Below are 25,160 nucleotides of genomic sequence, written 5' to 3'. Positions count from 1 at the left end.
ACGGTGATGGCGCTTCTGCGCAGACACGCGGCGCCCGCTGCGCCGGAGGCGGACGGCGCCGGTCCCACCGCCCTGGCCGGCCGCCTGATCCGCGTGATCTTCGGCTGTTACTTCCTCGTGGCGGTGCTGCTCACCGGCATCCAGCTCGCCCTGGAATACGCCCATGCGCGGGAGCACCTTCGGGAGGATGTCGCGGCGATGCAGCGGACCTTCGGGCCGGGGCTGGAGGACGCGATGTGGCGCTTCAACGCCGAAGTGCTCCGCGGCATCCTGAGCGGCATCCGCGAGATCCCGGCCGTGATCGGCGTCGAGGTGCGGGACGAGCACGGGGTCCGGATCGAGACGATCGGCCTTGTCGGAGACGACACCCGGACGAATGCCATTGCGCCGGAGGGGGCCTTCGCGCGTCTCGGTACGCCCTTCAGCCGCAGCTTCGACCTGATCCATACGGACGAGACCGGGCGGCGCCACCGCGTCGGTTCCTGGACGGTCTTCTCCGACACCGGCATCGCCATCGAGCAGGTGCGCCACACCCTGGTCGTCATCCTGATCAATTCGCTGATCAAGACGGTGATGCTGTGGTTCATCTTCGCCGCCGTGATCCGCGGGATGGTCGGCCGCCCGCTCGCGCAGATCGGCGCCTTCGTGGCGCGGCTCGACGGCGCCTGCCCCGAGACCCGTCCCCTCGTGCTTCGGGCCGGGGGGCGCCACGAGCTGCACGCGCTGGTCGAGGCCCTCAACACCATGATGCGCCGTCTGCGCCAGTCCTCCGACGACAACGCGCTGCTGATGCGGAGCCTGCGGGAGATGAATGCGACGCTGCAGGCCAAGGTCGCCGAGCGGACGCAGGAACTGGAGGTGCTCGCCACCACCGATCTGCTGACCGGCCTGTTCAACCGGCGCAAGCTCGACGAGGCCCTGGAGGCGGGCGTGTCCCGGGCGGCGGGGGAGGGCGCCGGTCTGGCGGTGATCCTGGGCGACATCGACCAGTTCAAGGCGATCAACGACCAGCACGGCCACAAGGTGGGCGATGCGGTGCTGACGGCCTTCGCCGACATCCTGCGCGCGGACCGGCGCCCGGACGACACGGTCGGCCGCTGGGGCGGGGAGGAATTCATGCTGGTCTGCCCGGGGGCCGGGCTGGCCGAGGCGGCGTCGGTCGCCGAGACCCTGCGCCGGCGCATCGAGACGACCCAGCTGCCGGTGGTGGGCCTGCGCACCTGCTCCTTCGGCGTGGCCGCTCTCCGCCCCGGAGAGACCGCGGACGGGCTGGTCGCCCGGGCCGACGCGGCCCTCTATCGCGCCAAGCGCAGCGGGCGGAACCGCGTCGAGACGAACGGCCTCCCGCGGGAGGCCGCCTGATCCCGGGGAGGCCCGCTACTGCGCGGCGGTGAGCGCCTTGGGCTGCGTCGCCGGCTGGCCGAAGCTCATCACCTGGTCGGCATGGGCGATGGTGGCCGGGCGGTGGGCGACGATGACGCGGGTCATGCGGAACTCGCGCAGGGCGGCCGCGATGGCGGCCTCGGTCGCCTCGTCGAGATGGCTCGTCGCCTCGTCGAGGAACAGGATCTCCGGGCGCCGGTAGAGGGCGCGGGCCAGGATCACCCGCTGCTTCTGGCCGCCCGACAGCGTCGAGCCCATGTCGCCCACCAGCGTCTCGAAGCCCATCGGCGTGCGCCGGATGTCCTCCAGGATCGCGGCGCGGGCGGCGCATTCCTCGATCCAGCCCTGGTCCGGGCGCTCGTCGAAGCAGGAGATGTTCTCGGCGATCGAGCCGGCGAACAGGCCGTCATTCTGCATCACGCCGGCGATGCGGCGGCGATAGGCGGCGGTGCCGAGGCTGCGGATCTCGCGCCCGTCGACCAGCACGCTGCCCTCGCTCGCCGGCAGCAGGCCCATCATGATCTTCATCATGGTGGTCTTGCCGCAGCCGGAGGGGCCGGTGATGGCGAAGCAGGAGCCCGCCGGCACGGCGAAGGCGAGGTTGCGGAAGATCCAGGGCTCGTCCGCGCCGTAGCGCAGGCCGAGGTCGCGCACGGCGATGGCCCCGGCCGGGCTGCCGGCGATGGCCGGGCTCGCCGGCTCGACGGGAACCGCCTCGTGGCGCTCCTCCGGCTCGGCCAGCACGATGTCGGAGAGCCGGTCGGTCTGCACGTTGAGCATGCGCAGCTTGAAGCCCGCATCGATCAGGTTGCCGATGCGACTGGAGAACTGGTCGCGGTAGGACAGGAAGGCGACCAGCATGCCCAGCGACATCGACTGGTCGATCACCGCCCGGGCGCCGAGCACCAGCAGGATCAGCCGGTCGGCCCCGAACAGGAACTCGTTGGCCCGCCCGAACACGAGGTCGAGCCGCTGCAGCCGCAGCCGCGCGTTCAGCGAGGCCACGAAATGGTTCATCCAGATGCCGCGGCGGCGCTCGCGCAGGTCGAGGAGCTTCACGCTCGCCATGCCGCGCACGGTCTCGATGAAATGCGTCTGCTGGCGCGCCTCCGCCACGATCGATTCCTCGGTGCCCTCGCGATAGGCCGAGTAGGCGAAGACCCGCAGCAGCGTGGTCAGCACCGTGGAGGCGATCACCACCACAGCGAGCCAGCCGCCATAGATGGTCAGCATCACCAGCATGCTGATCGACATGATGCCGTCGAGCAGCGCCTGGACGAGGTCGGTGGTCAGCCCCTTCTGAATCGTGGCGAGGGACCCGAAGCGGGAGATCACGTCGCCGACATGCCGCTTCTCGAAATAGTCGAGGGGCAGGCGGGAGAGGTGGTCGAACAGCGAGCCCGACCATTGGTAGTTGAGCTTGGTGCCCGTGAGCATGATCGCCCAGGTCCGCGCCACGGCGAGCACGAGCTGCACCACGAGCAGCAGGGCGAGGCCGATCGCCACGACCAGCAGCAGGTCGAGATCGGCGTTCACGATCACCTCGTCGATGACGATCTGCGAGGCGATCGGCATCAGGATCGCGACGAGCTCGATCCCGAAGGAAAGCACGAAGATCTGGGCCAGCGCCCCGCGCAGGCCGCCGACATTGCGGAACAGGTCGCGCAGGGCCAGGCCCGCGCTCTTCTTCTCCTTGACGAACTGCGCGGTCGGGGTGGCCTCGAGGGCGACGCCGGTGAATTCCCGGGAGGCTTCGGCGAGGCTCAGCGTCCGGCGGCCGCGGGCCGGGTCGTGGATCACGATGGCCTTCGGCCGCACCTCGGCCAGCACCACGAAATGGTTGAGGCCCCAATGCAGGATGCAGGGCCGCTTCAGCCGGCCGAGATCGGACAGCTCCACCCGCAGGGCCCGGGTGGCGAGGCCCATGCTGCCGGCGAGGTCGATCAGGTTGCGCAGCGTCATGCCCTTGAGGGACAGGGCGTGGCGGCGGCGCAGGGCGCCGAGATCGACGTGGCGGCCGTGATGGCCGAGCACCATGGTCAGGCAGGCCATGCCGCATTCGGCCGCCTCCGCCTGGAGGACGACCGGCAACCGCCGGCCGAAACCGAACTGCACGGAATCGAGAAGACTCACGAAATCAGCCGCCCTGCGTGACGAGATCGACGCTGCGCTTCACCCGGTAGAGGGGATCGAACAGCCAGCGGTAGAGGGGGCGCTTCTCCAGCGCGATGTCGGCCTCCACCCGCATGCCCGCTTCGAGCCGGCGCTTCTCGCCATAGGCGATCACGCCGTCCTCGTCGGGGCGCACCACGATGCGGTAGAGGCCGTCGGCCGCCCGCTTCTTGGTGTCGGCGTCGTCCGGCGCGTCGGCGGCATCGAGGGGCGCCCGGGTCACCTCGGTGACGACGCCCCGGTAGAGGCCGAAGCGCTGGAACGGGAAGGCCGCGTAGCGCAGCATCACCGGCTCGCCGGTGTCGATGAAGCCGATCGCCGAGGATTCCACGAACAGGTTCACCTGGAGGCGGCCCTCGCTCGGCAGCAGCGTCAGCAGCGTCGCGCCGGCCGCGACCCCCTGGCCGGCCTGCACGCGGATCGAGGTGAGGATGCCGGCTTCCGGCGCCCGGATCTCGATGCTGCGCCGGGCCTCGCTCTCGGCCTTCTGCTGCTCCAGCTGCGCGGCGGCGCGGTCCATCTCGGCGAGGTCGCGGGTGAGCTTGTCGTCGAAGGAGGCCAGGTTGGCCCGGATGTCCCCGATCTTGCCGACGAGCTGCAGGGCCGTCTGGCGGAAGGTGGCGAGCTGCGAGCTCGCCTGCATGTAGAGGTAGTTCTGGCTCTGCAGGTCGCCGGCCCGGGCGAGGCCGTTGGAGACCGCCTTGGCCAGCACGTCGACCCGGTCCTTGAGGGGGACGACGAGCTGTTCCTGCAGCTTGATCTGCTCGTCGAGCTGGCTCGACTGCGCTTCGAGATTGGCGAGCTGCTCCTGCAGGGCCTTCTTCTCGGTCTCGGCCATGGAGGCCCGCGCGTTGCGCTGGCGCAGGACGCTCTCCTTCTGCCGGCCGAGCTCGTCGATGACGCGCTCCTGCGTCGGGCCGTTGGAGGAGACCGCGTCGAGATCGAGGGTGTAGAGCAGGCGTCCGCGCTCGACCCGGTCGCCCTCCTTCACGCCGGAGCTGATCACCCGGCCGGCGACGGGGCTCGCCACCGTGATCAGGCCGATATTCGGCGTGAGCAGGCCCTGGGCGTGGATCCGGCGGGTATAGGTCCCGAGCGCCGCGTAGAGGATCGCGCAGAGGACGAGGGCGAGGCAGATTCCGGTCACCAGCCGGATCGGCAGCGGCTGCGCGATCTGGGCTTCGCCGAGCCATGCCTCCTTGCGGGCTTCGGCGACCTCGCGGCGGAACAGGGATGACCGCATCGCTCCTCGGGATTGGCGTGGAGGGCGCGGCGGGCCGCGCCCCGGGCGTCTTGGCGTGCCCCTGATAGGCGCAGGGCGCCCGCGGGTGAAGGGGAGGGAACGACGCCCCGTCCGGCCTGCGGGAAGACATCGCGGCGGACGAACGAAAGGCGGCAGGCCGGGGGCCTGCCGCGCGCATCGGCCAGGCCGATGCCGTTCGGGAGCGCGGGCGCCTACTTGCCGCCGAGCAGGCCTCCGAGGAGACCGCCCACGGCTCCGAGGACCTTGTCGAGGGTCCCGCCCACAAGTCCGCCGACCTGATCGACCACGCCGGAGACAGCCCCCAGCTCCTTGCTGAGGTCCAAATCGAGCCCCAGGCCCAGCGACAGGCCACCGCCCACGGCGTCGAGCTCGGTCGCGTCCAGCTCACGGATGGTGTCGAACTTCTCGGTCATGCGTGTATCTCCTGAAAGATTGTGGCGCGTTAGTCTTGCCTCGCGCTAGACGATACGGAAGCGCTGCTTGGAGTTGCTTCCTGTCGATCAAGGTACATCGGTGGATTGTGTCAGCAAGGGTGAAAATTAGCCTTTGTGAAGCCCGCGATGCCGGATTGTGGCGAAACGGCGTTTTTTGATCGCAAGCGCCGTGTTCGGGCTCGCCTAGACAAGTTCTCGGCTTGGTTGTGTCTGGCGGTCTGGTTTGGTCGAAAATTGATCGCGGATCGTCGAAGTCGATGGAGCCTCGCTAAAATACTGAGATTGCAAGAAAAATTTTGATGGTGCTGACAGATTGTCGCAGTGTCGTAGGCCGAGTGGTCTTTTGCATAAAATGAGAAATCCTCACACGGAATGGGGCTGATTAAGAACCAAATTCTCCTCGCTCCGGGAAAATGGCCGAGCTCACGCGGCGAATCTTCTGTCGGGCCGAGGGTGGGGCTTTTCGCCGGTGCGCGATATCGACAAGATCGTCGCCGGAACCAAGTTGAAGACGATTGCTTCGGCCGCGCTTCGCGAGGTCTGGGACGCGGCCGGCCACGCGGGAGGGAGCATGCCGGCCATGAAGGTCCACTACAACGATTACGGTTGCAGGGTGGATCTCGATGGGGATGTCGATGCCGTGCTCGGCAACAGCGCCGAGCAGGGTTGGTGCGGCATCGGCTTCACCGACGTGGTGCTCGGCCCCCGCGGCCGCGTCGCCCTGACCCAGCAGGGGGTGCAGTTCGGTCTTTCTCTTTCGCCGGGGCGTCAGACCTTCACCTGCGCTGGCGAGAGCCATCATTTCCAAGGGGATAACATCGCGGTGCTGGAGCCCGGCTCCGAAGTCGTCGGGGCCTGGGAAGGCTCGTTCCGGAACCTCACTCTGAAGCTGGCTCCGGAGGCGGTGGAGCGGCTCTCGCACGAGCCGGTGCAGAAGCTCGGGGTGCGGACGCAGTTCCTCCCTTCGGAGGCGCGCTCCGCCGTGGCGCATCTCCTGCTGGCCGTCTCCGCCGACCTGCAGGCGGGCTGCCCCGGCGGTCCGGTGCTGGTCGAGAGCATCGCCACCGCCCTGCTCCGGATGTTCTCGGAGCGGGCGGCGCCGGTCCCGCGGGCGGCGCCCCGGCTGCACTCGACCAAGGCGGCGGAATTGCGCGCGCTGATCGGCGCGCATCTCACGCAGCCCCTCGGCCTGCCGCAACTCGCGGATGCCGCGGGCATGAGCGTCGGCCACCTCGTGCGCGCCTTCAAGGCCTCGTTCGGCCTGACGCCGCACCAGTACATCCTGCGCGAGCGGGTCTACCGGGCCCGCGATCTGATCGAAGCGGGGGCGCCGAGCCTGCGCGCGGTGGCAAGCCAGGCGGGCTTCACCGATGCCAGCCAGATGGCCAAGACCTTCCGGCGCGTCCTGGGCGTGACCCCGCGGGAGGTCGCCCGCGCCGCCCGGGTCAGCGCTGCCTTCGATGCGGGGATCTGAGGCGAATCCGGGGAGACGGCCCGGTTCGCCTTCGGCCGCGGCCGCCGCTCTCGGGTTCGCGGAGCGCCGTGCGCCGGCCGAAGCGGCCATCGGGCGGCCGGACGACGCGTCCGGGGGAGAGGTGCCACATTTCCGTCACGCTTCCGATTTCGCGTCCGCGAGACGGCGAAGGCGGCGCGCGATCCGGGAGCCTTCCGGAAAAATCTTTGCAATACAATTGGTTAAGGTCGTCTCTGTGGGGTGCGCGATGCTGTGCGGCGCGGCCGCGCAGGTCATCCCGAGCCCGCCTGCGGCAGGCCGCCGCAGCCTCGGTTCGTTTCTCACCCGGGAACAGAGCCTTAGCGCCCGCGTCCCCCGCCACGCCCCGCCGCGGGCAGATTCCCCACAACCCAGCGTGGCAAGCCGGCGCGGGATCGAGAAAGGGCAAATTTACGAGGGAGATGGAGGCTATTTCCAAGGATAACTCGGCATAAATCGTCCGCAACCGAATTGTTCGCCGCAGCATTTCCGCGAAAATGCGTGGGTTGATGCTCTCTGCCGGCCGTGCTCCTTTATCGGGCAGAGGCGTTTCTTAGAGCGCTTCTCTCTGTGGCTATGGGATAGTCTTGTCCTATAGTCTGATCATCTAGGAGAAAAACTATGTCGCAGAACATCGATACGGTCCGCGAGCTGAACGCTGCGGAGCTCGACGAGGTCGGGGGTGGCCTCGGTGTCGGCCTCGGGCTCGGGGTCGATCTCAGCCAGGAGCTCGGCGCGGTTTCCGGGACGGTCGATCAGGTCGGCGGCTTGGTCGGGGGGCTCCTCGACAAGGTGCTCGGTGCCGTGGGCGGCGTCCTCGGCGGCGTGACCGGCAAGTAAGGCTGGCCCTCCGGGCCTTCGCGATGGCCGAGGGCGGTCGCTGAAGACCGCTCGAGGCCGTCTGCTCCCACGAAGCCCCTGGTTCGCGGCCCCGTGATCCCCCCGCGGAGGGCCACGGGCCAGGGTGTTTCGTGGGAGCTTGCGCGCGTGAGCGCCGAAGGCCGGTCCTTCCGGTCGCGGGAGCGTGCCCGCTCCGACCGGCGGGCGGCGCCCTCAGGGGGCGACCTCAGTTAAGGATATGGGCATGGGCCCGCGCCGGGGGCGCCGGGAGGGGCTCGCCCAGGGCGTCGAGGATCGTGGCGTCGACCACGTGCAGCAGGGCGTCGAGGGGAAGGTCGTTGGCGTCCGTTCCGAAGGGCTCTTCCAGCTGGTCGCCGAGGGCGTCGAGGCCGAAGAAGGTATAGGCCACGAGGGCCGCGGCGATGGGCGTCGCCCAGCCGAGGGTCGCCGCCAGGCCGAAGGGCAGGAGCAGGCAGTAGAGCCAGGCCGTGCGGTAGAGCAGCAGGGTGTAGGCGAAGGGCAGCGGCGTGCCCTGGATACGCTCGCAGATCGCCTGGACCTGCGCGAGGGCCGCGATCGGGCGTTCGAGGAGGCCGAGGCCGACCTCGCCATGGGCGCCGGCCCGCATGCCCTCGCCGAGATCGGCCATGAGAGCGGTGAGGGTCGCGTCCGCCGGGCTCGGGCGGCCCGGCAGAAGCGCCGCCTCCGCCGGCGGCAGCCAGGGCCCTGCCGCCGCGGCTTCGTCCCCGCCGCGCAGGCGGGCATGCAGGGCGTGGGTGAAGGCGCAGACGCGGCGCAGGCAGCGCTGCCGCCGCGCCTCCTGCTCCGGGCCCGCGAGCAGGGCCGGCAGGGTGCGGGCGAGGTTGCGCGTCTCGGTGATGAGCTGGCCCCAGGCCCGGCGCGCCTCCCACCAGCGGTCGTAGCAGGCGTTGTTGCGGAAGCTCAGGAAGATCGAGAGGGCGAGCCCGATCAGGGTGAAGGGGCCGATGCCCGCCGCTTCCGGGAAGGGATGGGGCCAGTGCCGCTCGACCGCCACCACGCCGCAGGCCACCGCCGCGATGCCGATCACCTTGGGCGCCACCTCCGGCAGGATCGACCCGCGCAGGGTGAACAGGATCTCGAACAGGCCGGGGCGGGGGCGGACGACCATGGTTTCCGGCCTTTCCGGGCCTCGCGTCAGGCCGGGAGGCCGGCCTGCTCGAAGAGGAAGCTTTCCGTCGAGGGGATGGTGACGGAGAGGTCGCTGCCGTAGCCGGCCTTCGAGAGGCGCCAGGGCCGCTCCGGGCGGGCGCGCACCGCCTCGGACGGGCGCAGGCGGCGCAGGCTGCCGTCCTCCCCGACCTCCTCGATGACGAGGAAGCCGTAGACCTGGAGACGGGAGGCGAGGAGCTTGTTGTCCCGGTCCTCGGCGGCGAGGGTCAGGCCGCCGGAGGCGTAGACCGCCTCCATCAGGCTGCGCTGCTCGGCGCGCGCCCGGACATGGGCCGGGCTCGGCTGGAACGCGAAGGCCGCGGAACCGCCCTGGAAGCTCGTGTTCGGCTTGCCGGCCGGGCGACGGAAGGGAATGACGTTGTCCGCCGTCGAAACGCTACGCATACGCAACACTCTCGTCTCGTCCGCTGATCGGAGCCGGGCACCGATGGCGCCCGAATCTCCGATCGCGACTTTTCGACGAGTCGGCTTAATGCCCGCTTAGCCATGGCAAGGGCTGCGGGCCGGCGGGCGTCCCGAAACGGGGCGCCTGCCGGGAGGCGCCTCAGCGCAGGGCCGTCGTGAACGCGGCCTCGGTCTTCGCGCGGACCTCGTCCTCGGTGACGCCCTCGGCGAGCTCGACCAGGGTCATGCCGCCATCGCCCTTCTTGTCGATGGTGAAGACGCCGAGATCGGTGATGACCATGTCGACCACCTGCGTGCCGGTGAGCGGCAGGTCGCAGCTCTTCAGGAGCTTCGGGCTCTCCGAGCCGTCCTTGTTCTTGGCGACATGCTCCATCACCACCACGACCTTCTTGACGCCGGCCACGAGATCCATGGCGCCGCCCATGCCCTTCACCATCTTGCCCGGGATCATCCAGTTGGCGAGGTCGCCGTTCTGGGCGACCTGCATGGCGCCGAGGATGGACAGGTTGATGTGGCCGCCGCGGATCATCCCGAAGGAATCGGCGGAGGAGAAATAGCTCGTGGTCGGCAGCGCCGTGATGGTCTGCTTGCCGGCGTTGATGAGATCCGGGTCCTCCTCGCCCTCGTAGGGGAAGGGGCCCATGCCGAGCATCCCGTTCTCCGACTGGAGCTGCACGGTCATGCCCTCGGGGATGTAGTTCGAGACGAGCGTCGGGATGCCGATGCCGAGATTGACGTAGTAACCGTCCCTCAGCTCCTTGGCGGCGCGCTCGGCCATCTGATCGCGGGTCCAGGCCATGATACTCTCCTCTCCCTCGATCAGATCTGGCCGCCACCGGCCGCGGCCGGCTCGGCATCCTTGCGCTTGCGCACGGTGCGCTGCTCGATCTGCTTCTCGCGGATCGGCACGTGCAGGATGCGCTTGATGAAGATGCCCGGCGTGTGGATGTGGTCCCCGTCGATCTCGCCGGCCTCGACCAGGTGCTCGACCTGCGCCACCGTCACCTTGGCGGCGGTCGCCATCATCGGATTGAAGTTGCGCGCGGTCTTCCGGTAGACGAGGTTGCCTTCGGTATCGCCCTTCCAGGCATGCACGATGGCGAGATCCGCGAAGAGCCCGCGCTCCATCACGTATTCCTCGCCGTCGAACGTGCGCACGTCCTTGCCCTCGGCCACCAGGGTGCCGACGCCGGTCTTGGTGTAGAAGGCCGGGATGCCGGCGCCTCCGGCGCGGATGCGCTCGGCGAGCGTGCCCTGGGGGTTGAACTCGATCTCGAGCTCGCCGCCGAGATACTGGCGGGCGAATTCCTTGTTCTCGCCGACATAGGACGAGATCATCTTCTTGATCTGGCGGGTGGCGAGCAGCTTGCCGAGGCCGACATTGTCGATGCCGGCATTGTTCGAGACGACAGTGAGGTCCTTGACGCCGGATTCCTGGATCGCGGCGATCAGCTCGTCGGGGATGCCGCAGAGCCCGAAGCCGCCGGCCATGATGGTCATGCCGTCATGCAGGAGGCCGCTCAGCGCGGTCGCGGCATCTGGTTGCACCTTCCGCATCATTCCACCCTTTGAGAGTCGCCTTCCGCCGGCATCGATTCGCCCGGGGGGCGCACTATTCTGCCCATGGCGATTTGCACCGCAACAAGCGGCGGCGTCAAACCCGACTCCGCGTCGTCGCGGGCGGGATGTAACGGCGCGCGACGTCGTGCTCCTGCCGCGCGGGGCGATCCGGGCAGAATCTTTCATGTCGAAGGCGGTCGGGGGAAGCCCGCTGCTTGCGGAACACTTGCGGAACGTTTAACGTGTTCGCGTTTTGTTTCCGAGGTGCGCGGGATCCGCGCCCCGGCTTCGTGAAGGGTCGCGCATGCTCACGCGCAAGCAGCTGGAATTGCTCCAGTTCATCCAGGCCAGGATGAGCGAGAGCGGCGTGCCGCCCTCGTTCGACGAGATGAAGGATGCCCTCGATCTCAAGTCGAAATCCGGCATCCACCGCCTGATCACGGCGCTGGAGGAGCGGGGCTTCCTGCGCCGGCTGCCGAACCGCGCCCGCGCCATCGAGATCCTGCGGGTGCCCGAGGTTGCGGGCGGCCGGCCGCCGGAGCGTTCGGGCCCGCCCGCCGAGGTGCGGCGCTTCACCCCCAGCGTGGTCGAGGGCGGCCGCGCCAAGCAGCCCCCGGCCCGCCCGCCCGCGGCGGTCAGCACCGAGATCGACGACCGCATGGTCTCGATCCCCGTGATGGGCCGGATTGCCGCCGGCACGCCGATCACCGCGATCCAGAACCCGAGCCATTCCTTCGTGATGTCGCCGGACTTCCTCTCGGGGGGCGAGCATTACGCCCTCGAAGTGCGCGGCGACTCGATGATCGAGGCCGGCATCCTCGACGGCGACTTCGTGGTGATCCGCAAGCAGGACACGGCCAATACCGGCGACATCATCGTGGCGCTGATCGACGACGAGGAGGCGACGCTGAAGCGCCTGCGCAAGCGCGGCTCCTCGATCGCGCTGGAGGCGGCGAACCCGGCCTACGAGACGCGGGTGCTCGGCCCGGACCGGGTGCGCATCCAGGGCCGCCTCGTCAGCCTCGTGCGCCGCTACTGAAGCCGCTCCTCCGGGGCGGGCGGCGCCTCTTCGGCGCCGTCCTCCGCCTCGGGTTTCGCGGCGGGAGACGCTGCCGGAACGGCCGCCTCCCTGGGGGGCGGGCGCCAGGGGGCGCTGCGGCCCTGCTCGCGCGTGCCGGTCAGGGCCGGTGCGCCGCCCTTGAGGTCGATCGCGACGGCGCCGAGCCGTTCGAGCGTCCCCCGGTCGACCACGAGGCGCGCGGCGCAGGTCGGCGGTGCGCTGCGCCCGCTGATGACGATGTCGGCGCGGGCGCAATCCTCGCGGAAGGCGCGCTTGTCCGAGACATAGGCGACGACGAGGCCGCCCTGGGCCGCAAGGGTGCAGCCGAGCGGGTCGCAGCGGGCGCCGGCCCGGTCCGCCAGGGCCTCGGCGCGGCGGCCGTCGCCATCCGCCTTCAGCCATTGTTCGAGCACGAAGGCGGACGGCTTTCCCAGCGCGACGAGGCGGCCGTCGCTCCCGCGCACGGCGGCGCCGGCGCCGTGGCGGTCGATCAGGATGTCGGGCCGCTCCCGCCCCGCGGCGAGGCAGAGGCCCGCCCCGACCGGGAGCAGCGCCAGCCAGCGCAGGCGCGCGCCGGGCAGCACCAGCAGCAGCAGGGCGAGCGTCAGCGCCGCGAGGGCGCCGGTGCCGAAGGCGGGCAGAACCAGGGTCGCGGCGTCGAAGCCCGCGATCCAGGTCGCGATCGCGAGCATGCCCTTCACCGCGAGGCCCATCAGCCACCAGACCGGCCGGTCGAGGGCGAAGGGCGTGGCCAGCATCCCGAGGACGGCGGAGGGCATCACCACCAGCGAGACCAGGGGCAGCGTCAGGGCATTGCCGACGAGGCCGAAGGGCTGCACCGTCTGGAAGTGATAGGTGGCGAAGGGGGCCGTGGCGATCTGCGCCACCAGGGTGGTGGCGAGCGTGCCGAGGGTGGCCGTGGCCGCGGAGGCCGCGAGCCGCAGCCAGCGCCCGCCCTCCCGCGCCCGGGGAAAGACGCGGTCGAGCAGCGGCGCGCAGGCGATCAGCCCGGCCACCGCGCCGAAGGACATCTGGAAGCTCGGCCCGAGCAGGGCCTCGGGTTCGCGGGCGAGGGCGATCAGGGCCGCGAGCGCCAGATTGCGCATGCTGAGCGCCGGCCGGTCCACCAGGATCGCCCCCAGCATCACCAGCGTCATCACCAGGGAGCGCTCGGCGGCGACGTCCCAGCCCGAGAAGGCGCAATAGGCCGTGACGCCGGCCATGGCGCAGGCGGCGGCGATCTTCTTGATCGGCCAGCCGAGCGCCAGGACCGGGATGGCCGCGAGCGACGCGCGCACCAGAAAGAACACCACCCCGGCCGCGAGCACCATGTGCAACCCGGAGATGGAGATGACGTGATAGATGCCCGCCGCGCGCAGCACGTCGCTGGTCCGGGCGTCGATCAGGCCGCGCTTGCCCGTGACCAGGGCGGCGGCGACCGCGCCGGCCTGCCCGCCGATGGACTCCGTGATGCGGCGGGTGAGCGCGTTGCGGGCCGTGTCGATCCCCGCGGCGAGGCGCAGGTTCCCGGGGAGGGGGGCTGCGGGCGGCAGCACGGCGATGCGCCCCGTCAGCGAGCCGACCGCGCCGATCCCGCGGAAATAGGCGTCCCGCGCGAAGTCGTAGCCGCCGGGCAGGGCCGCTTCCGGCGGCGGCAGCAGCCGCGCCGTCGCCGTGATCCGGTCGCCGGCGGTCAGGGGCGGCGCCTTGCGGTAGGAGGCGCGGATCCGGGTCGGCCGCTCGGAGGCGGCCAGCGTGCCGAAGCTCTCGACCAGGAGGACGAGGCGGGCGCCTTCCTCCCGCTCCTCGATCGATTCGATCACGCCGGTGAGGGGCGCGATCGTCGTCCGGGCGAGGATCGGTCCCGCCACCGACTGGATCCGGTAGGTCGCGGCGGCGAAGCCGAGGAAGGCGGCGGCCAGGCCGATCACCACGGCCGTCGCCACAGGGCGGGCCCGCAGGCCGAACAGGCTCGCCGCGAGCAGGGCGGCGACGACGAGCGGTGCGGCGAGGTTCGGCAGCCCGTCCGTCATCTCGAAGCAGGCCAGGATGCCCGCCCCGAACGCGACGGCGATCCAGGGAAACAGGCGCCGCCGCTCGCTCTCCTCCGCGAGGCTCTGCCCGAGGGCCGCCAGAACCGCCGGGCCGGCGGCGGCGAGCGGGGGCAGGCGGATCGCGGCGATGGCCGCGCGCCTGTCCTCCGCCCATCCTGATCCGTGCCGCCCCATGGCGCGCATGGCCCCGACGCGGCCGATGCCGCCGGGATTCCTTAACGCATCGGATCATGCATGCTACACGGCCCGCTCGGGTGGAGCGCCGGCTGGGCCAGCCCTCCCCAGCTCAGACGCGTCACCGGCTCGTCCGCGCGCCCGAAGTCGTCACCTCTAGGCCTTCAAGTTCAAGAACCGATGTCGTCTGCCGTCGTCACGCGCTTCGCGCCTTCGCCCACGGGCTACCTCCATATCGGCGGGGCGCGCACGGCCTTGTTCAACTGGCTCTATGCCCGCCGCTTCGGCGGCCGCATGCTGCTGCGGATCGAGGACACCGACCGGGAGCGCTCCACGCAGGGGGCGATCGACGCGATCCTCGACGGGTTGTCCTGGCTCGGCCTCGAATGGGACGGGGAGGTGGTCTACCAGTTCGCCCGCGCCGCCCGGCACCGGGAGGTGGCCGAGAGCCTGCTCGCCTCGGGCAACGCCTATTACTGCTACGCCACCCCCGAGGAGCTGACGCAGATGCGCGAGGCCGCCCGGGCCGAGGGCCGGCCCCTGCGCTATGACGGGCGCTGGCGCGACCGCGATCCCTCCGAGGCGCCGGCCGGCGTGAAGCCGGTGATCCGCCTGCGCGCCCCGACCGAGGGCGAGACCGCGGTGGAGGATGCGGTGCAGGGCCGGGTGGTCTGGCAGAACAAGGATCTCGACGATCTCGTGCTGCTGCGCTCGGACGGCAGCCCGACCTACATGCTCGCGGTCGTCGTCGACGACCACGACATGGGGGTGACGCAGATCATCCGCGGCGACGACCACCTCACCAACGCCGCCCGCCAGAGCCAGATCTATCAGGCGCTGGGCTGGGACGTGCCGGCCATGGCCCATATCCCGCTCATCCACGGGCCGGACGGGGCCAAGCTGTCGAAGCGCCACGGGGCGCTCGGCGTCGAGGCCTATCGCGATCTCGGCTACCTGCCGAGCGCCCTGCGCAACTACCTCGTGCGGCTGGGCTGGAGCCACGGCGACCAGGAGGTGTTCTCCACCGAGGAGATGGTCGCGGCCTTCGACCTGAAGGCGATCGGCCGGTCCGCGGCGCGCTTCGACTTCGCCAAGCTCGAGAACCTCAACGGCCTCTATATTCGCGGCAGCAGCGACGAGGACCTCGTCGCCGCGATCGAGCGGATCCTGCCGAGCCTCGGCCCGGCGCGCGGCCTGCCGGCGGTGCTCTCGCCGGAACTGCGGGCGCGGCTCGTCGCGGCGATGCCGGGCCTGAAGGAGCGCGCCAAGACCCTCGTGGAGCTCCTCGACAGCGCCTATTATCTCTACGCCCAGCGCCCCCTCGCCCTGGACGACAAGGCGCGCAATCTCCTTTCGGGCGAGGCGCCGCAGCGGCTCTCGGCGATTCTGCCGGCGCTGGAGGCGTTGCCGGACTGGAGCGCGGCCGCCACCGAGGCCGCCGTGCGGCAGTTCGCCGAGACGCAGGGCCTCAAACTCGGCCAGGTGGCTCAACCCCTGCGGGCGGCGACCACGGGCCGTTCCACCTCCCCGCCGCTCTTCGACGTGATGGCCGTGCTCGGCCGCGAGGAGAGCTTGGCGCGGCTGCGCGATCAGGCCGCGGCCGCCTAGAGCCGCTTCCGATTGCGTTGCCATCGGGCGCGGCTCCAAGCCTTTGTCGTGACGCGCTCTCTCACGCCGAACCGGTGTCCGCTCCGGCCGAGAGCGCCCTAAGCAGGGGTTGAAAAAAGGGGTTTCATCCCGGCCCGCTTTTCGCATGCGCGAAGCGGGTGGGAGTGCCGCCCCGTTGCTGGCGACCGATCGATCCGTTAACCGGTTCCCCAGTGAGCAACCGCAGCAAAGGCGGTTTTCGCTTCGGACCGGGCCGGTCTTCGGCGGGTTTCGGTCCGGTGCTGTCCCCGTCGCGAGAAAGGGTCCGCGTTCCCATGAGCGCTTCCGCCAGCACCATCACCGTGGACGACAACCACGTCGAATTGCCCGTCAAATCCGGAACGATCGGTCCCGACGTCATCGACATCGGGAAGCTCTACGCCAAGACCGGCAAGTTCACCTTCGATCCGGGCTTCACCTCCACCGCCTCCTGCGAATCGAAGATCACCTATATCGATGGCGACAAGGGCGTCCTGCTCTATCGCGGCTATCCCATCGAGCAGCTCGCCGAGCAGGGCGACTTCCTCGAGACCTGCTACCTGATGCTGTTCGGCGAACTGCCGACCGCCGCGCAGAAGGCGGATTTCGACTACCGGGTCACGCGCCACACCATGGTGCACGACCAGATGAACCGCTTCTTCCAGGGCTTCCGCCGTGACGCCCACCCGATGGCGGTGATGGTGGCCTGCGTCGGCGCGCTCTCGGCCTTCTACCACGACTCGACGGACATCTCGGACGAGTCGCAGCGGATGATCGCGTCCCTGCGCATGATCGCCAAGATGCCGACCCTGGCGGCGATGGCCTACAAGTACACGATCGGCCAGCCCTTCGTGTATCCAAAGAACGATCTCGACTACACCTCGAACTTCCTGCGGATGTGCTTCGCGGTGCCGTGCGAGGAGTTCGAGGTCAACCCGATCTACTCGCGGGCGCTCGACCGGATCTTCATCCTGCACGCCGACCACGAGCAGAACGCCTCGACCTCGACCGTGCGTCTGGCCGGGTCCTCGGGGGCCAATCCCTTCGCCTGCATCGCGGCCGGCATCGCCTGCCTGTGGGGCCCGGCCCATGGCGGCGCCAACGAGGCGGCGCTGAAGATGCTGGAGGAGATCGGCCGGCCCGAGAACGTGCGCAAATACGTCGACAAGGCGAAGGACAAGAACGATCCCTTCCGCCTGATGGGCTTCGGCCACCGGGTCTACAAGAACTACGACCCGCGCGCGCGCATCATGCAGAAGACCACCCACGAGGTGCTGAACGAGCTCGGGATGAAGGACGATCCCCTGCTCGAGGTGGCCCTGCAGCTCGAGCAGATCGCCCTCAAGGACGACTACTTCGTCGAGAAGAAGCTCTACCCGAACATCGACTTCTACTCGGGTATCACCCTCAAGGCGCTGGGCTTCCCGACCTCGATGTTCACGGTGCTCTTCGCCGTGGCCCGTACCGTCGGCTGGATCGCCCAGTGGGCGGAGATGATCGAGGATCCGTCCCAGAAGATCGGTCGTCCGCGCCAGCTCTATATCGGCCCGGACGAGCGCCAGTACGTGCCGATCAGCAGCCGGGGCTGAGGCCTTTCCCCAGCCGAGGCGGTGTCCGCCTCGGCTGGGATCGGGACACGGGGCGGCCTTTCGGCCCGATCGTATCGTCTGATCTCCAGAGATCCTCCGCACGCACAACAAAAGGGCCGGCGCCTGGCGCCGGCCCTTTCGTCTTGGCGAAACCGCGGTCGCGGGGCGGCCCCTCAGCAGTCGAGGGTGGTCTCGCGCTCCCACTCGGTCAGGTGGCGGCAATAGGCGTTCCACTCTTCGGTCTTGAGCTTGAGATAGCTCGGGACGAAGGCGCCCAGCGCCTCGTTCAGCACCGCGCTTCCCTCCAGGGCCCGCATCGCGTCGAGCATGTTCAGCGGCAGCCGCTTCACGCCCTCCACGGTGTGGCCGTGGGTGTACATGTTGATGTCGAGGCGCTGGCCGGGATCGCGCTTCTGGCGGATGCCGTCGAGGCCGGCGGCGAGCAGGCCCGCCTGGAGCAGGTAGGGGTTGGCCGCGCCGTCGGCGAGGCGGAACTCGAAGCGCCCGCCATCCGGGATGCGGATCATGTGGGTGCGGTTGTTGCCCGTGTAGGTCACGGTGTTGGGCGCCCAGGTCGCGCCGGAGGTGGTGCGCGGCGCGTTGATGCGCTTGTAGGAATTCACTGTCGGGTTGGTGATCGCCGCCAGCGCGTCGGCCGAGTGGATCAGGCCGCCGATGAAGTGATAGCCCTCCCGCGACAGGCCGATCTCGTCGGAGGCATCGGCGAAGATGTTGCGCCCGTCGCGCCAGAGCGAGACGTGGGCGTGGCAGCCCGAGCCGGTCAGGTTCATGAAGGGCTTGGGCATGAAGGTCGCCCGCAGGCCGTGCTTCTCGGCGATCGAGCGGGTCATGTACTTGAAGAAGGCGTGCCGGTCGGCGGTGATCAGCGCGTCGTCGTAGTCCCAGTTCATCTCGAACTGGCCGTTCGCGTCCTCATGGTCGTTCTGGTAGGGCTTCCAGCCCAGCGACAGCATGGCGTCGCAGATCTCGGTGATGACGTCGTAGCGGCGCATCAGAGCCGACTGGTCGTAGCAGGGCTTCATCTGCTTGTCGGCGTTGTCCGCCGGGGCGCTGCCATCGGGCGTGATCAGGAAGAACTCGCATTCCACGCCGCTCTTCATCTGCAGCCCGTCCCGGGCGGCGTCGGCGATCTGCGCCTTCAGGAGATTGCGCGGCGCCTGGGCGACCGGCTTGCCGTTCATGTAGAGGTCGGCGGGCAGCCAGCCCACTTCCGGCTTCCAGGGCAGCTGGATCAGGCCGTCCGGATCCGGCACGGCGAAGAGGTCGGGATCGGCCGGGCTCATGTCGAGCCAGGTGGCGAATCCGGCGAAGCCCGCGCCGTCGCGGGCCATGCCCTTGATCGCCGCCGCCGGCACCAGCTTCGCCCGCTGGCCGCCGAACAGGTCGGTGTAGGAGATCAGGAAGTACTTGATGCCGCGCTCCTTGGCGGCGTTCTCGAGATCCAGCGGCATCGCCATGCTCCGTCAGCGCGGACCGTGAGGCCGGCCCGCATTCAAGAAGAAGGCCGCTCCCCGTTCCGGCGAGCGGCCCTGTGCCTCCTCAGATTCCGGTCTTGCCCGGAACCCAGCCCGTGCCGGCGAGCGGCACCTGGGCCATCGCCGCCGCCTCGATGGAGAGGGCGACCAGATCCTCGGGTTCGAGGTTGTGCAGGTGGCTCTTGCCGCAGGCGCGGGCGATGGTCTGAGCCTCCAGCGTCATCACCGCGAGGTAGTTGGCGAGGCGACGGCCGGCCAGCTCGGGATCGAGGCGCTTCATCAGCTCCGGATCCTGCGTGGTGATGCCGGCCGGGTCCTTGCCCTCGTGCCAGTCGTCATAGGCGCCCGCGGTGGTGCCCAGAGCCTGGTACTCCTCCTCCCAGCGGGGGTCGTTGTCGCCCAGCGCGATCAGGGCCGCGGTGCCGATGGCGACCGCGTCAGCGCCGAGCGCCAGCACCTTGGCGACGTCGGCACCCGAGCGGATGCCGCCGGAGACCACGAGCTGAACCTTGCGGTGCAGCCCCAGATCCTGGAGCGCCTGCACCGCCGGGCGGATCGCGGCGAGGGTGGGCAGGCCGACATGCTCGATGAACACGTCCTGCGTCGCCGCGGTGCCGCCTTGCATGCCGTCGAGCACCACCACGTCGGCACCGGCCTTGGCCGCGAGCGCCGTGTCGTAATAGGGCCGCGAGGCGCCGACCTTGACGTAGATCGGCTTCTCCCAGTCCGTGACCTCGCGCAGCTCGCCGATCTTGATCTCGAGATCGTCCGGGCCGGTCCAGTCCGGGTGGCGGCAGGCGGAGCGCTGGTCGATGCCCGGGGGCAGGCAGCGCATGCCGGCGACGCGCTCGGTGATCTTCTGGCCGAGCAGCATGCCGCCGCCGCCGGGCTTGGCGCCCTGGCCGATCACCACCTCGATGGCGTCCGCCTTGCGCAGGTCGTCCGGGTTCATGCCGTAGCGGGAGGGCAGGTACTGGTAGACCAGCGTCTTGGAATGCCCGCGCTCCTCCGGCGTCATGCCGCCGTCGCCGGTGGTGGTGGAGGTGCCGGCGAGCGTGGCGCCGCGGCCGAGGGCCTCCTTGGCGTTGGCCGAGAGCGAGCCGAAGCTCATGCCGGCGATGGTGATCGGCGTCTTGAGCTGGATCGGCTTCTTCGCGAAGCGCGAGCCCAGCACCACCTCGGTGCCGCAGCGCTCGCGGTAGCCCTCGAGGGGGTACCGGCTGATCGAGGCGCCGAGGAACAGGAGGTCGTCGAAATGGGGCAGCTTGCGCTTCGCGCCGGCGCCCCGGATGTCGTAGATGCCGGTCGCCGCGGCGCGGCGGATCTCCGACATCACTTCCGGCGTGAAGGTCGCCGAGAAGCGCGGCGCGGTACGCGGGCTCTTGGGATGCTCGGCCATCTCAGTAGGCTCCGGCGTTGTCGACGTGGAAGTGGTAGAGGTTGCGCGCCGAGCCGTAGCGACGGAACTCGGAGGGATCGACCTCGCCGGCCAGGCCCGCGGCCTTCAGCTTGGCGTAAAGCGCCTCCCGGTGCTCGTCGCGCATCTCCTTCTCGACGCAATCCGCGCCGAGGCTCTTCACCGAGCCGCGCACGAAGAGGCGCGCCTCGTAGAGGGAATCGCCCAGGGCCTCGCCGGCATCGCCGAGCACGGCCAGGGTGCCGGCCTGGGCCATGAAGGCCGACATGTGGCCGACCGAGCCCTTCACGACGATGTCGATGCCCTTCATCGAGATGCCGCAGCGGGCGCCGGCATTGCCGTCGATGACGAGGAGGCCGCCATGGGCGGTGGCGCCCGCCGACTGGCCGGCATCGCCCCGCACGTGCACGAAGCCGCTCATCATGTTCTCGGCGACGCCGGTGCCGGCGCTGCCGTGGATCACGACCTGGGCCTGCTTGTTCATGCCGGCGCAGTAATAGCCGACATGGCCCTCGATCTCGACGGTGATGGCCCGGTCGAGCCCGGCGGCGATGGCATGCGCCCCGTCCGGCCCGGTGATCGTCCAATGGGTCTCGTTGGTGTCGGGGGGCAGCGCGTGAAGGCTGCGGTTCAGTTCGCGCAGGGGCGTGCTACGCAGGTCGAAGCTCGGCATCAGTGGCGCTCCCAGGCATAGACCTTGGCGGGCTCGGGCTCGAACACCCGGGCGTTCTCGATGCCGGGCAGGCCGGCGAGCGCCCGGTACTCGGAGCCGAAGGCGACGTAGTCGTCGGTCTCGGCCATCACGGCCGGCTTGCAGGCGATCGGGTCGCGCAGCACGGCGAAGCCGCTCTTGGTCCCGACCACGAAGGTGAAGAAGCCGTCGAGATCCGACAGGCTCGCCTCCAGCGCCTGCTGGAGGCTGTCGCCCTCCCGCATGCGCCAGCTGAGATAGCCGGCGGCCACCTCGGAATCGTTGGCGGTGGCGAAGCTCAGGCCCTCGCGGCGCAGGCGCCGGCGCAGGTCGTTGTGGTTCGAGAGCGAGCCGTTGTGCACGAGGCACTCGTCGGCCCCCGTCGAGAAGGGGTGGGCGCCGTTGGTGGTCACCGCGCTCTCGGTGGCCATGCGGGTATGGCCGATGCCGTGGGTGCCGGTCATGCCGGCGAGGTCGAAGCGGGCGGCGACATGCGCCGGAAGCCCGACCTCCTTGTAGATCTCCATGCGGCTGCCGGTGCCGACCACGTCGATGCCGGGGCGCTCGGCGGCGAGCCAGTCGCGCACGGCCTTCTCCTGCTCCGCCGACAGCGAGAGGACGCTGTGGGTGTCGCGCCCGGTGCGGGCGACGGAGGTGCCGAGATGGGCCTCGAGGGCGGTCACCGCCTCGTCGAGGGACGCGGCGTCCGGGCCGCGCAGGGTCAGCTTGACCCCGTTCGCGTCCGTGTCGGTCCCGTAGATCGCGAAGCCCGCGCTGTCGGGGCCGCGATCGGTCATGGTTTCCAGCATCCCGGCCAGCAACGTGCCGAGCTGCGATTCAAGTTTGGGTGTCTTCAGATACAGCCCGACGATGCCGCACATCGCGTTCTTCTCCCCCGGTCGGATCTCTCGAGAAAAGAGGTCGCATATCGGCCCGCGTCCGTCAATCAGGAGTAATGGAAATTTCTTGAGAGGAAATCACCTCGTGCCCGCCGATCCACTGGCGGCCCACGGAATCCGGCTCCCGATCCAAGGGTAAGCCGGCCCGAGACGGCCCCGGGCTGCCGAAGCGTGAGAGGGGAGAGATCGGCGGTGCGGGGACCGGCAAGGGCCCCTGGCGGCCCGAATCGGCGCCCGATGACGCGATACCAGGCGCCGCATCCCGGGCCTTGTTCTATCGGATCTCTTGATCGCGACGCGCTGCCACGTCATTCGATGGCGCACAAGTGATGTGGGACAGAAAAACGGAGGGTTGTTCAGAGCAGACCCAAAATCAACCCAGGTGATTTCTAAGCGTTATTGGGGTTGCAACGCCGCTTCGACCGTATAACGTGCCGCTCCTCTGCAGCCGCCCGATGGAAAGACGATCGTCCTGCCGCATGAGCCTCACCGCTGCCCAGATTCTCGACCTCGCCCCCGATGCGTCGAGCCGCAAAGCCGGCCAGGATCAGGCCAAGCCTGCCAAGTGGAGCGCACCGGGCCGGGCGGGCGGGGTGATCTGGGGTGAGATCAAGGGCAGCGGGGCGAGCCCCTACCGCACGGTGGCCGATCTCGCTGGGCCGGCTTCGAAATGCACCTGCCCGAGCCGGAAATTTCCCTGCAAGCATGCCCTCGGGCTGATGCTGCTCGATGCGGCGGCGCCGCTCGCCGAGGCCGAACCGCCGGACTGGGTCGCCGCCTGGATGAAGGGGCGGGAGAGCCGGGCGACCGCTGCCGAGACCAAGGCCCAGGCTCCCGCGAAGCCCGTCGACGAGAAGGCGCAGGCCAAGCGGCGTCAGGCCCGCGAGGAGCGCGTCGCGGCCGCCCTGGACGAATTCGATCTCTGGCTGCGCGACCTGATGCGCCGCGGCCTCGCCGCGGCCCGGGCGGAGCCCTACGCCTTCTGGGACCGGATGGCGGGCCGCCTCGTCGATGGGCAGGCGCCGGGCCTCGCCCGCCGGGTGCGTGCCCTGCCGGGGCTGGCGGCGGGCGCCCCCGTTCTCGGCGCCGCCCGGCCCGATGCGGCTTTGGCCCTCGCCCTGGGACGGCTCGCGCTCCTGGTCCGGGCGGCACGGCGGCTCCATGCCCTGGCGCCGGACCAGGTGGCGAGCGTGCGCGCGGCGCTGGGCTATCCGGTCGGCGCCGAGGATCTCGCCGCCCGGCCCGATGCGGTCGACGACTGGGCGGTGCTCGCCCATGCGGTCGAGGAGGAGGACAAGCTCACCGCACGCACGGTCTGGCTGGCCGGGCGCCGCAGCGGCGCCCTGGCGCAGATCGTGGACTATGCCAGCGCCGGCGCGCCGCTGCCGCCGGTCCCGGCGGCCGGTCAGGATTTCTGCGGCGCCCTCGCTTTCCATCCCGGCACGCCGCCCCTGCGGGCGGTGATTCGAGAGGGACGTGCCGGTGCCGCGTCCTTCGCCGGCCTTCCGGGGGCGACGGGCATCGCGGCGGCCCTCGACGGTTTCGCCCAGGCCCTGGCGCAGGCGCCCTGGCTGGAGAGCTGGCCCCTGCGGCTGCGCGAGGTCCGCTTCGGGCACCTTTCCGAGGGGGCGGAGGCTCCCGCCTTCGGCATCGGCGACGCCACGGGCAGTCTCGCCCTGAAGGCCGATCCGCGCGTGGGCGCCCTCGTCGCGGTGGCGGCGGGGCGGCCGGTCGATCTGTTCGGGCTCTATGACGGGTTCGGGCTGAGTGCCCTCGCCCTGGTGGCGGAGGGCCATCTCTATGCGGTGCCGGCGCAGGACCTCCGGCCCATCCTGACGCGGGCCGCCTGATGGGTGCCGTGCCTGTCGCGGACGGGTTCGAGGCGGCCCTGGCCGCCGCCCTGATCGGGGCCGAGCGGGCGCCGCCCGCCCTGCTGGACGATGCCTTCCCCGGCCTCGCCCCGGAGGCGGATTCGGGCGGGCGGCTGCTTGCGCGCCTCGCGGCGCAGGGGCTCCATCACCTGGCCGGGCGAGGGCTGGCGGCGGAGGCGCTGGCGCCGCTCCCCCCGCGGGAGGCCGCCGGCCCGGAATGCCCGCCCGCCGCGGCGGCGCGGCTCGCCCTGCTCCTCGCCGGGGGCCGCACCGCGCGCCCGCGGCTGGCGGAATGGTGCGCGCTGGCCGGCGCGGCGGGCGTGCGTGCGCCGATCTGGCTGCTGCCGGCCCTGATTCCCTATCGCAGCGACTGGCCCGAGGCCCTCGACCGGATCGCCGGTCCGGAGATCGCCTGGTTCCGGCAGGCCTGCGGCGGCGAGGCCTCCCCCGCCGCCGGGCGGGACTGGACCGAGGGGACGACGGAGGAGCGCCGGGCGGCCTTCGCCGCCTTCCGCCAGCGCGACCCCGAGGGCGCCCGCGCCGCCCTGGAGGCGGGCTTCCGGGCCGAGAAGGCGGAGATGCGCCACGCCCTGGTCTCGATCCTGGAGATCGGGCTGAGCGAGGCCGACGAGCCCTTCCTCGAAGCCTGCCTCGACGACCGGTCCTCCGGCGTGCGGGCGGCGGCCCAGGGCCTGCTCCCGCGCCTGCCGCGCTCGCGCCTCGCCGCCCGCATGGGCGCGCGCACCAGGGCCGCCCTCGCCGTCGAGAGCAAGCGGCGTCTCCTCGGGGGGACGAAGCACGCGCTCGTGGTGACGCTGCCCGAGGAATCGCCCGCCCTCGCCCGGGACGGCGTGGAGCCCAACGCCTACGAGCGCCGGGGCGGCGGCACCCGGGCCGGGCTCCTGCGGGACATTCTCGCCCGCGCGCCCCTGCATGTCTTCGCCGAGCATCCGCCGCGGCTCTGGATCGAGCTCGGCCTGCACAGCGAGTTCGCCGAGGCGATCTTCGAGGGCTTCTTCGCCAGCGTGCGCCGCGAGCGCGACCCCGACTGGGTCCGTGCCCAGGCCGCGGTTCTGGGGGAGGCCTATGCCGGGCGCCTGTCCGGGATCCGGCCGACGAATCCCCTGCGGGAGAGGTGGGCCCGCACCGTGGCCCTGCTGCCGGCGGAGGAATGGGAGCGGACCGTGGCCGCGGCGTTGCCTCGCGGCGCGATCGAGGACGCCTTCGCCCTGCTCGTCACCGGCCCTCCGGTCTTCTCGGAGGGCTTCGGCGCCGCCTGCCTCGACTGGCTCGCCTCGGTCACCCGTGGGTCCCGGGCCGACCGGGACGGTCTCGCCAAGACCTGGCTCCTCGACCGCCTCGGCGAGCGGATCGCCCCCACCGAGGACGCCGCGGCCGCGGCGGCCGCCATCCTGGCACGATTGCCGGAGGGCGAGGACCAGCGCCTGCACGGCCAGCTCGCCGCCTTCGCCGAGACCCTGGAGCTGCGCGTCGCCCTGCGGCGCGACTTCGCCTGACGGG

General features: G+C 70.5%; 20 protein-coding genes. 8 read left to right on the top strand and 12 right to left on the bottom strand.

All coding sequences use genetic code 11. The features are described 5' to 3' along the window. Positions 1-6: 6 nt before the first annotated feature. Entirely contained in the window at positions 7-1,362 is a 1,356-nt protein-coding gene (locus tag MFF21_RS06690; RefSeq protein WP_238310472.1) for a GGDEF domain-containing protein, read from the top strand. Between the two features lie 15 nt (positions 1,363-1,377). Here MFF21_RS06690 and MFF21_RS06685 read toward each other — a convergent pair whose 3' ends face one another. From MFF21_RS06685 to MFF21_RS06675, 3 genes are all read right to left on the bottom strand, one after another. Continuing rightward, positions 1,378-3,516, bottom strand: coding sequence for a peptidase domain-containing ABC transporter (locus tag MFF21_RS06685; RefSeq protein WP_238310471.1), 2,139 nt, complete (start codon positions 3,514-3,516; stop codon positions 1,378-1,380). Between the two features lie 4 nt (positions 3,517-3,520). After that, positions 3,521-4,798 (bottom strand): beta-barrel domain-containing protein, encoded by a 1,278-nt coding sequence (locus tag MFF21_RS06680; protein ID WP_238310470.1) that lies wholly within the window; start codon positions 4,796-4,798, stop codon positions 3,521-3,523. Between the two features lie 212 nt (positions 4,799-5,010). Then, positions 5,011-5,232: a hypothetical protein gene (locus MFF21_RS06675; protein WP_238310469.1), complete on the bottom strand. Its 222-nt coding sequence runs from the start codon at positions 5,230-5,232 to the stop codon at positions 5,011-5,013. A gap of 592 nt (positions 5,233-5,824) precedes the next feature. Here MFF21_RS06675 and MFF21_RS06670 point away from each other — a divergent pair. Both MFF21_RS06670 and MFF21_RS06665 read left to right on the top strand, forming a co-directional pair. After that, positions 5,825-6,727 carry a helix-turn-helix domain-containing protein gene (locus MFF21_RS06670; RefSeq protein WP_238310468.1) on the top strand — a complete coding sequence of 301 codons (903 nt, stop codon included), beginning with the start codon at positions 5,825-5,827 and terminating at the stop codon, positions 6,725-6,727. A gap of 639 nt (positions 6,728-7,366) precedes the next feature. Then, complete coding sequence (locus tag MFF21_RS06665; RefSeq protein WP_238310467.1) at positions 7,367-7,585, top strand: hypothetical protein; 219 nt, start codon at positions 7,367-7,369, stop codon at positions 7,583-7,585. Positions 7,586-7,811: 226 nt separating this feature from the next. On the opposite strand, the gene MFF21_RS06660 is transcribed toward MFF21_RS06665, so the two are convergent. The 4 genes from MFF21_RS06660 to MFF21_RS06645 all read right to left on the bottom strand — a co-directional run bounded on the left by MFF21_RS06660 (position 7,812) and on the right by MFF21_RS06645 (position 10,759). Beyond that, positions 7,812-8,735, bottom strand: a complete 924-nt coding sequence (locus MFF21_RS06660; RefSeq protein WP_238310466.1) for a bestrophin family protein — start codon at positions 8,733-8,735, stop codon at positions 7,812-7,814. 26 nt (positions 8,736-8,761) lie between these two features. Continuing rightward, positions 8,762-9,181 carry a hypothetical protein gene (locus MFF21_RS06655; protein ID WP_238310465.1) on the bottom strand — a complete coding sequence of 140 codons (420 nt, stop codon included), beginning with the start codon at positions 9,179-9,181 and terminating at the stop codon, positions 8,762-8,764. 160 nt (positions 9,182-9,341) lie between these two features. Then, positions 9,342-10,001 (bottom strand): 3-oxoacid CoA-transferase subunit B, encoded by a 660-nt coding sequence (locus MFF21_RS06650; RefSeq protein ID WP_238310464.1) that lies wholly within the window; start codon positions 9,999-10,001, stop codon positions 9,342-9,344. A gap of 20 nt (positions 10,002-10,021) precedes the next feature. Further along, positions 10,022-10,759: a CoA transferase subunit A gene (locus MFF21_RS06645; RefSeq protein ID WP_238310523.1), complete on the bottom strand. Its 738-nt coding sequence runs from the start codon at positions 10,757-10,759 to the stop codon at positions 10,022-10,024. A 307-nt stretch (positions 10,760-11,066) separates the two neighbouring features. On the opposite strand from MFF21_RS06645, the gene lexA reads away from it, so the two are divergent. Further along, entirely contained in the window at positions 11,067-11,801 is a 735-nt protein-coding gene (lexA, locus tag MFF21_RS06640; RefSeq protein WP_238310463.1) for a transcriptional repressor LexA, read from the top strand. Here the strand turns inward: lexA and MFF21_RS06635 are convergent. Continuing rightward, positions 11,795-14,059, bottom strand: a complete 2,265-nt coding sequence (locus MFF21_RS06635) for a ComEC/Rec2 family competence protein (RefSeq protein ID WP_238310461.1) — start codon at positions 14,057-14,059, stop codon at positions 11,795-11,797. The genes lexA and MFF21_RS06635 overlap by 7 nt on opposite strands. Before the next feature lie 171 nt (positions 14,060-14,230). Here MFF21_RS06635 and gltX point away from each other — a divergent pair, with 171 nt between their 5' ends. Further along, positions 14,231-15,658: a glutamate--tRNA ligase gene (gene gltX, locus MFF21_RS06630; RefSeq protein WP_238310459.1), complete on the top strand. Its 1,428-nt coding sequence runs from the start codon at positions 14,231-14,233 to the stop codon at positions 15,656-15,658. Positions 15,659-15,972: 314 nt separating this feature from the next. Further along, positions 15,973-17,265: a citrate synthase gene (gltA, locus tag MFF21_RS06625; RefSeq protein WP_238310456.1), complete on the top strand. Its 1,293-nt coding sequence runs from the start codon at positions 15,973-15,975 to the stop codon at positions 17,263-17,265. A 173-nt stretch (positions 17,266-17,438) separates the two neighbouring features. Here the strand turns inward: gltA and glnT are convergent, their stop codons facing one another. The 4 genes from glnT to MFF21_RS06605 form a co-directional block, all read right to left on the bottom strand. Continuing rightward, complete coding sequence (gene glnT / locus MFF21_RS06620; protein ID WP_238310454.1) at positions 17,439-18,737, bottom strand: type III glutamate--ammonia ligase; 1,299 nt, start codon at positions 18,735-18,737, stop codon at positions 17,439-17,441. Between the two features lie 88 nt (positions 18,738-18,825). Beyond that, the gene (locus MFF21_RS06615; RefSeq protein WP_238310453.1) at positions 18,826-20,160 is read right to left on the bottom strand and encodes an FMN-binding glutamate synthase family protein; all 1,335 of its coding nucleotides are present in this window, start codon (positions 20,158-20,160) and stop codon (positions 18,826-18,828) included. Between the two features lies 1 nt (position 20,161). Continuing rightward, a complete protein-coding gene (locus tag MFF21_RS06610; RefSeq protein ID WP_238310452.1) occupies positions 20,162-20,851 on the bottom strand; it encodes a GltB/FmdC/FwdC-like GXGXG domain-containing protein in 690 nt (229 codons plus the stop codon). Next, a complete protein-coding gene (locus tag MFF21_RS06605) occupies positions 20,851-21,750 on the bottom strand; it encodes a class II glutamine amidotransferase (RefSeq protein WP_238310451.1) in 900 nt (299 codons plus the stop codon). The genes MFF21_RS06610 and MFF21_RS06605 overlap by 1 nt, the downstream gene beginning before the upstream one ends. Positions 21,751-22,247: 497 nt before the next feature. Here MFF21_RS06605 and MFF21_RS06600 point away from each other — a divergent pair, with 497 nt between their 5' ends. Next, positions 22,248-23,618 carry an SWIM zinc finger family protein gene (locus MFF21_RS06600; protein WP_238310448.1) on the top strand — a complete coding sequence of 457 codons (1,371 nt, stop codon included), beginning with the start codon at positions 22,248-22,250 and terminating at the stop codon, positions 23,616-23,618. Then, positions 23,618-25,156 carry a DUF5691 domain-containing protein gene (locus tag MFF21_RS06595; RefSeq protein WP_238310446.1) on the top strand — a complete coding sequence of 513 codons (1,539 nt, stop codon included), beginning with the start codon at positions 23,618-23,620 and terminating at the stop codon, positions 25,154-25,156. The genes MFF21_RS06600 and MFF21_RS06595 overlap by 1 nt, the downstream gene beginning before the upstream one ends. Positions 25,157-25,160: the final 4 nt, after the last annotated feature.

This window comes from Methylobacterium organophilum (assembly GCF_022179465.1).
Taxonomy (GTDB): Bacteria; Pseudomonadota; Alphaproteobacteria; order Rhizobiales; family Beijerinckiaceae; genus Methylobacterium; species Methylobacterium organophilum.
The sequence above is the reverse complement of the archived record's forward strand: the minus strand, read 5'-3'. Positions and strand labels throughout refer to the sequence as shown.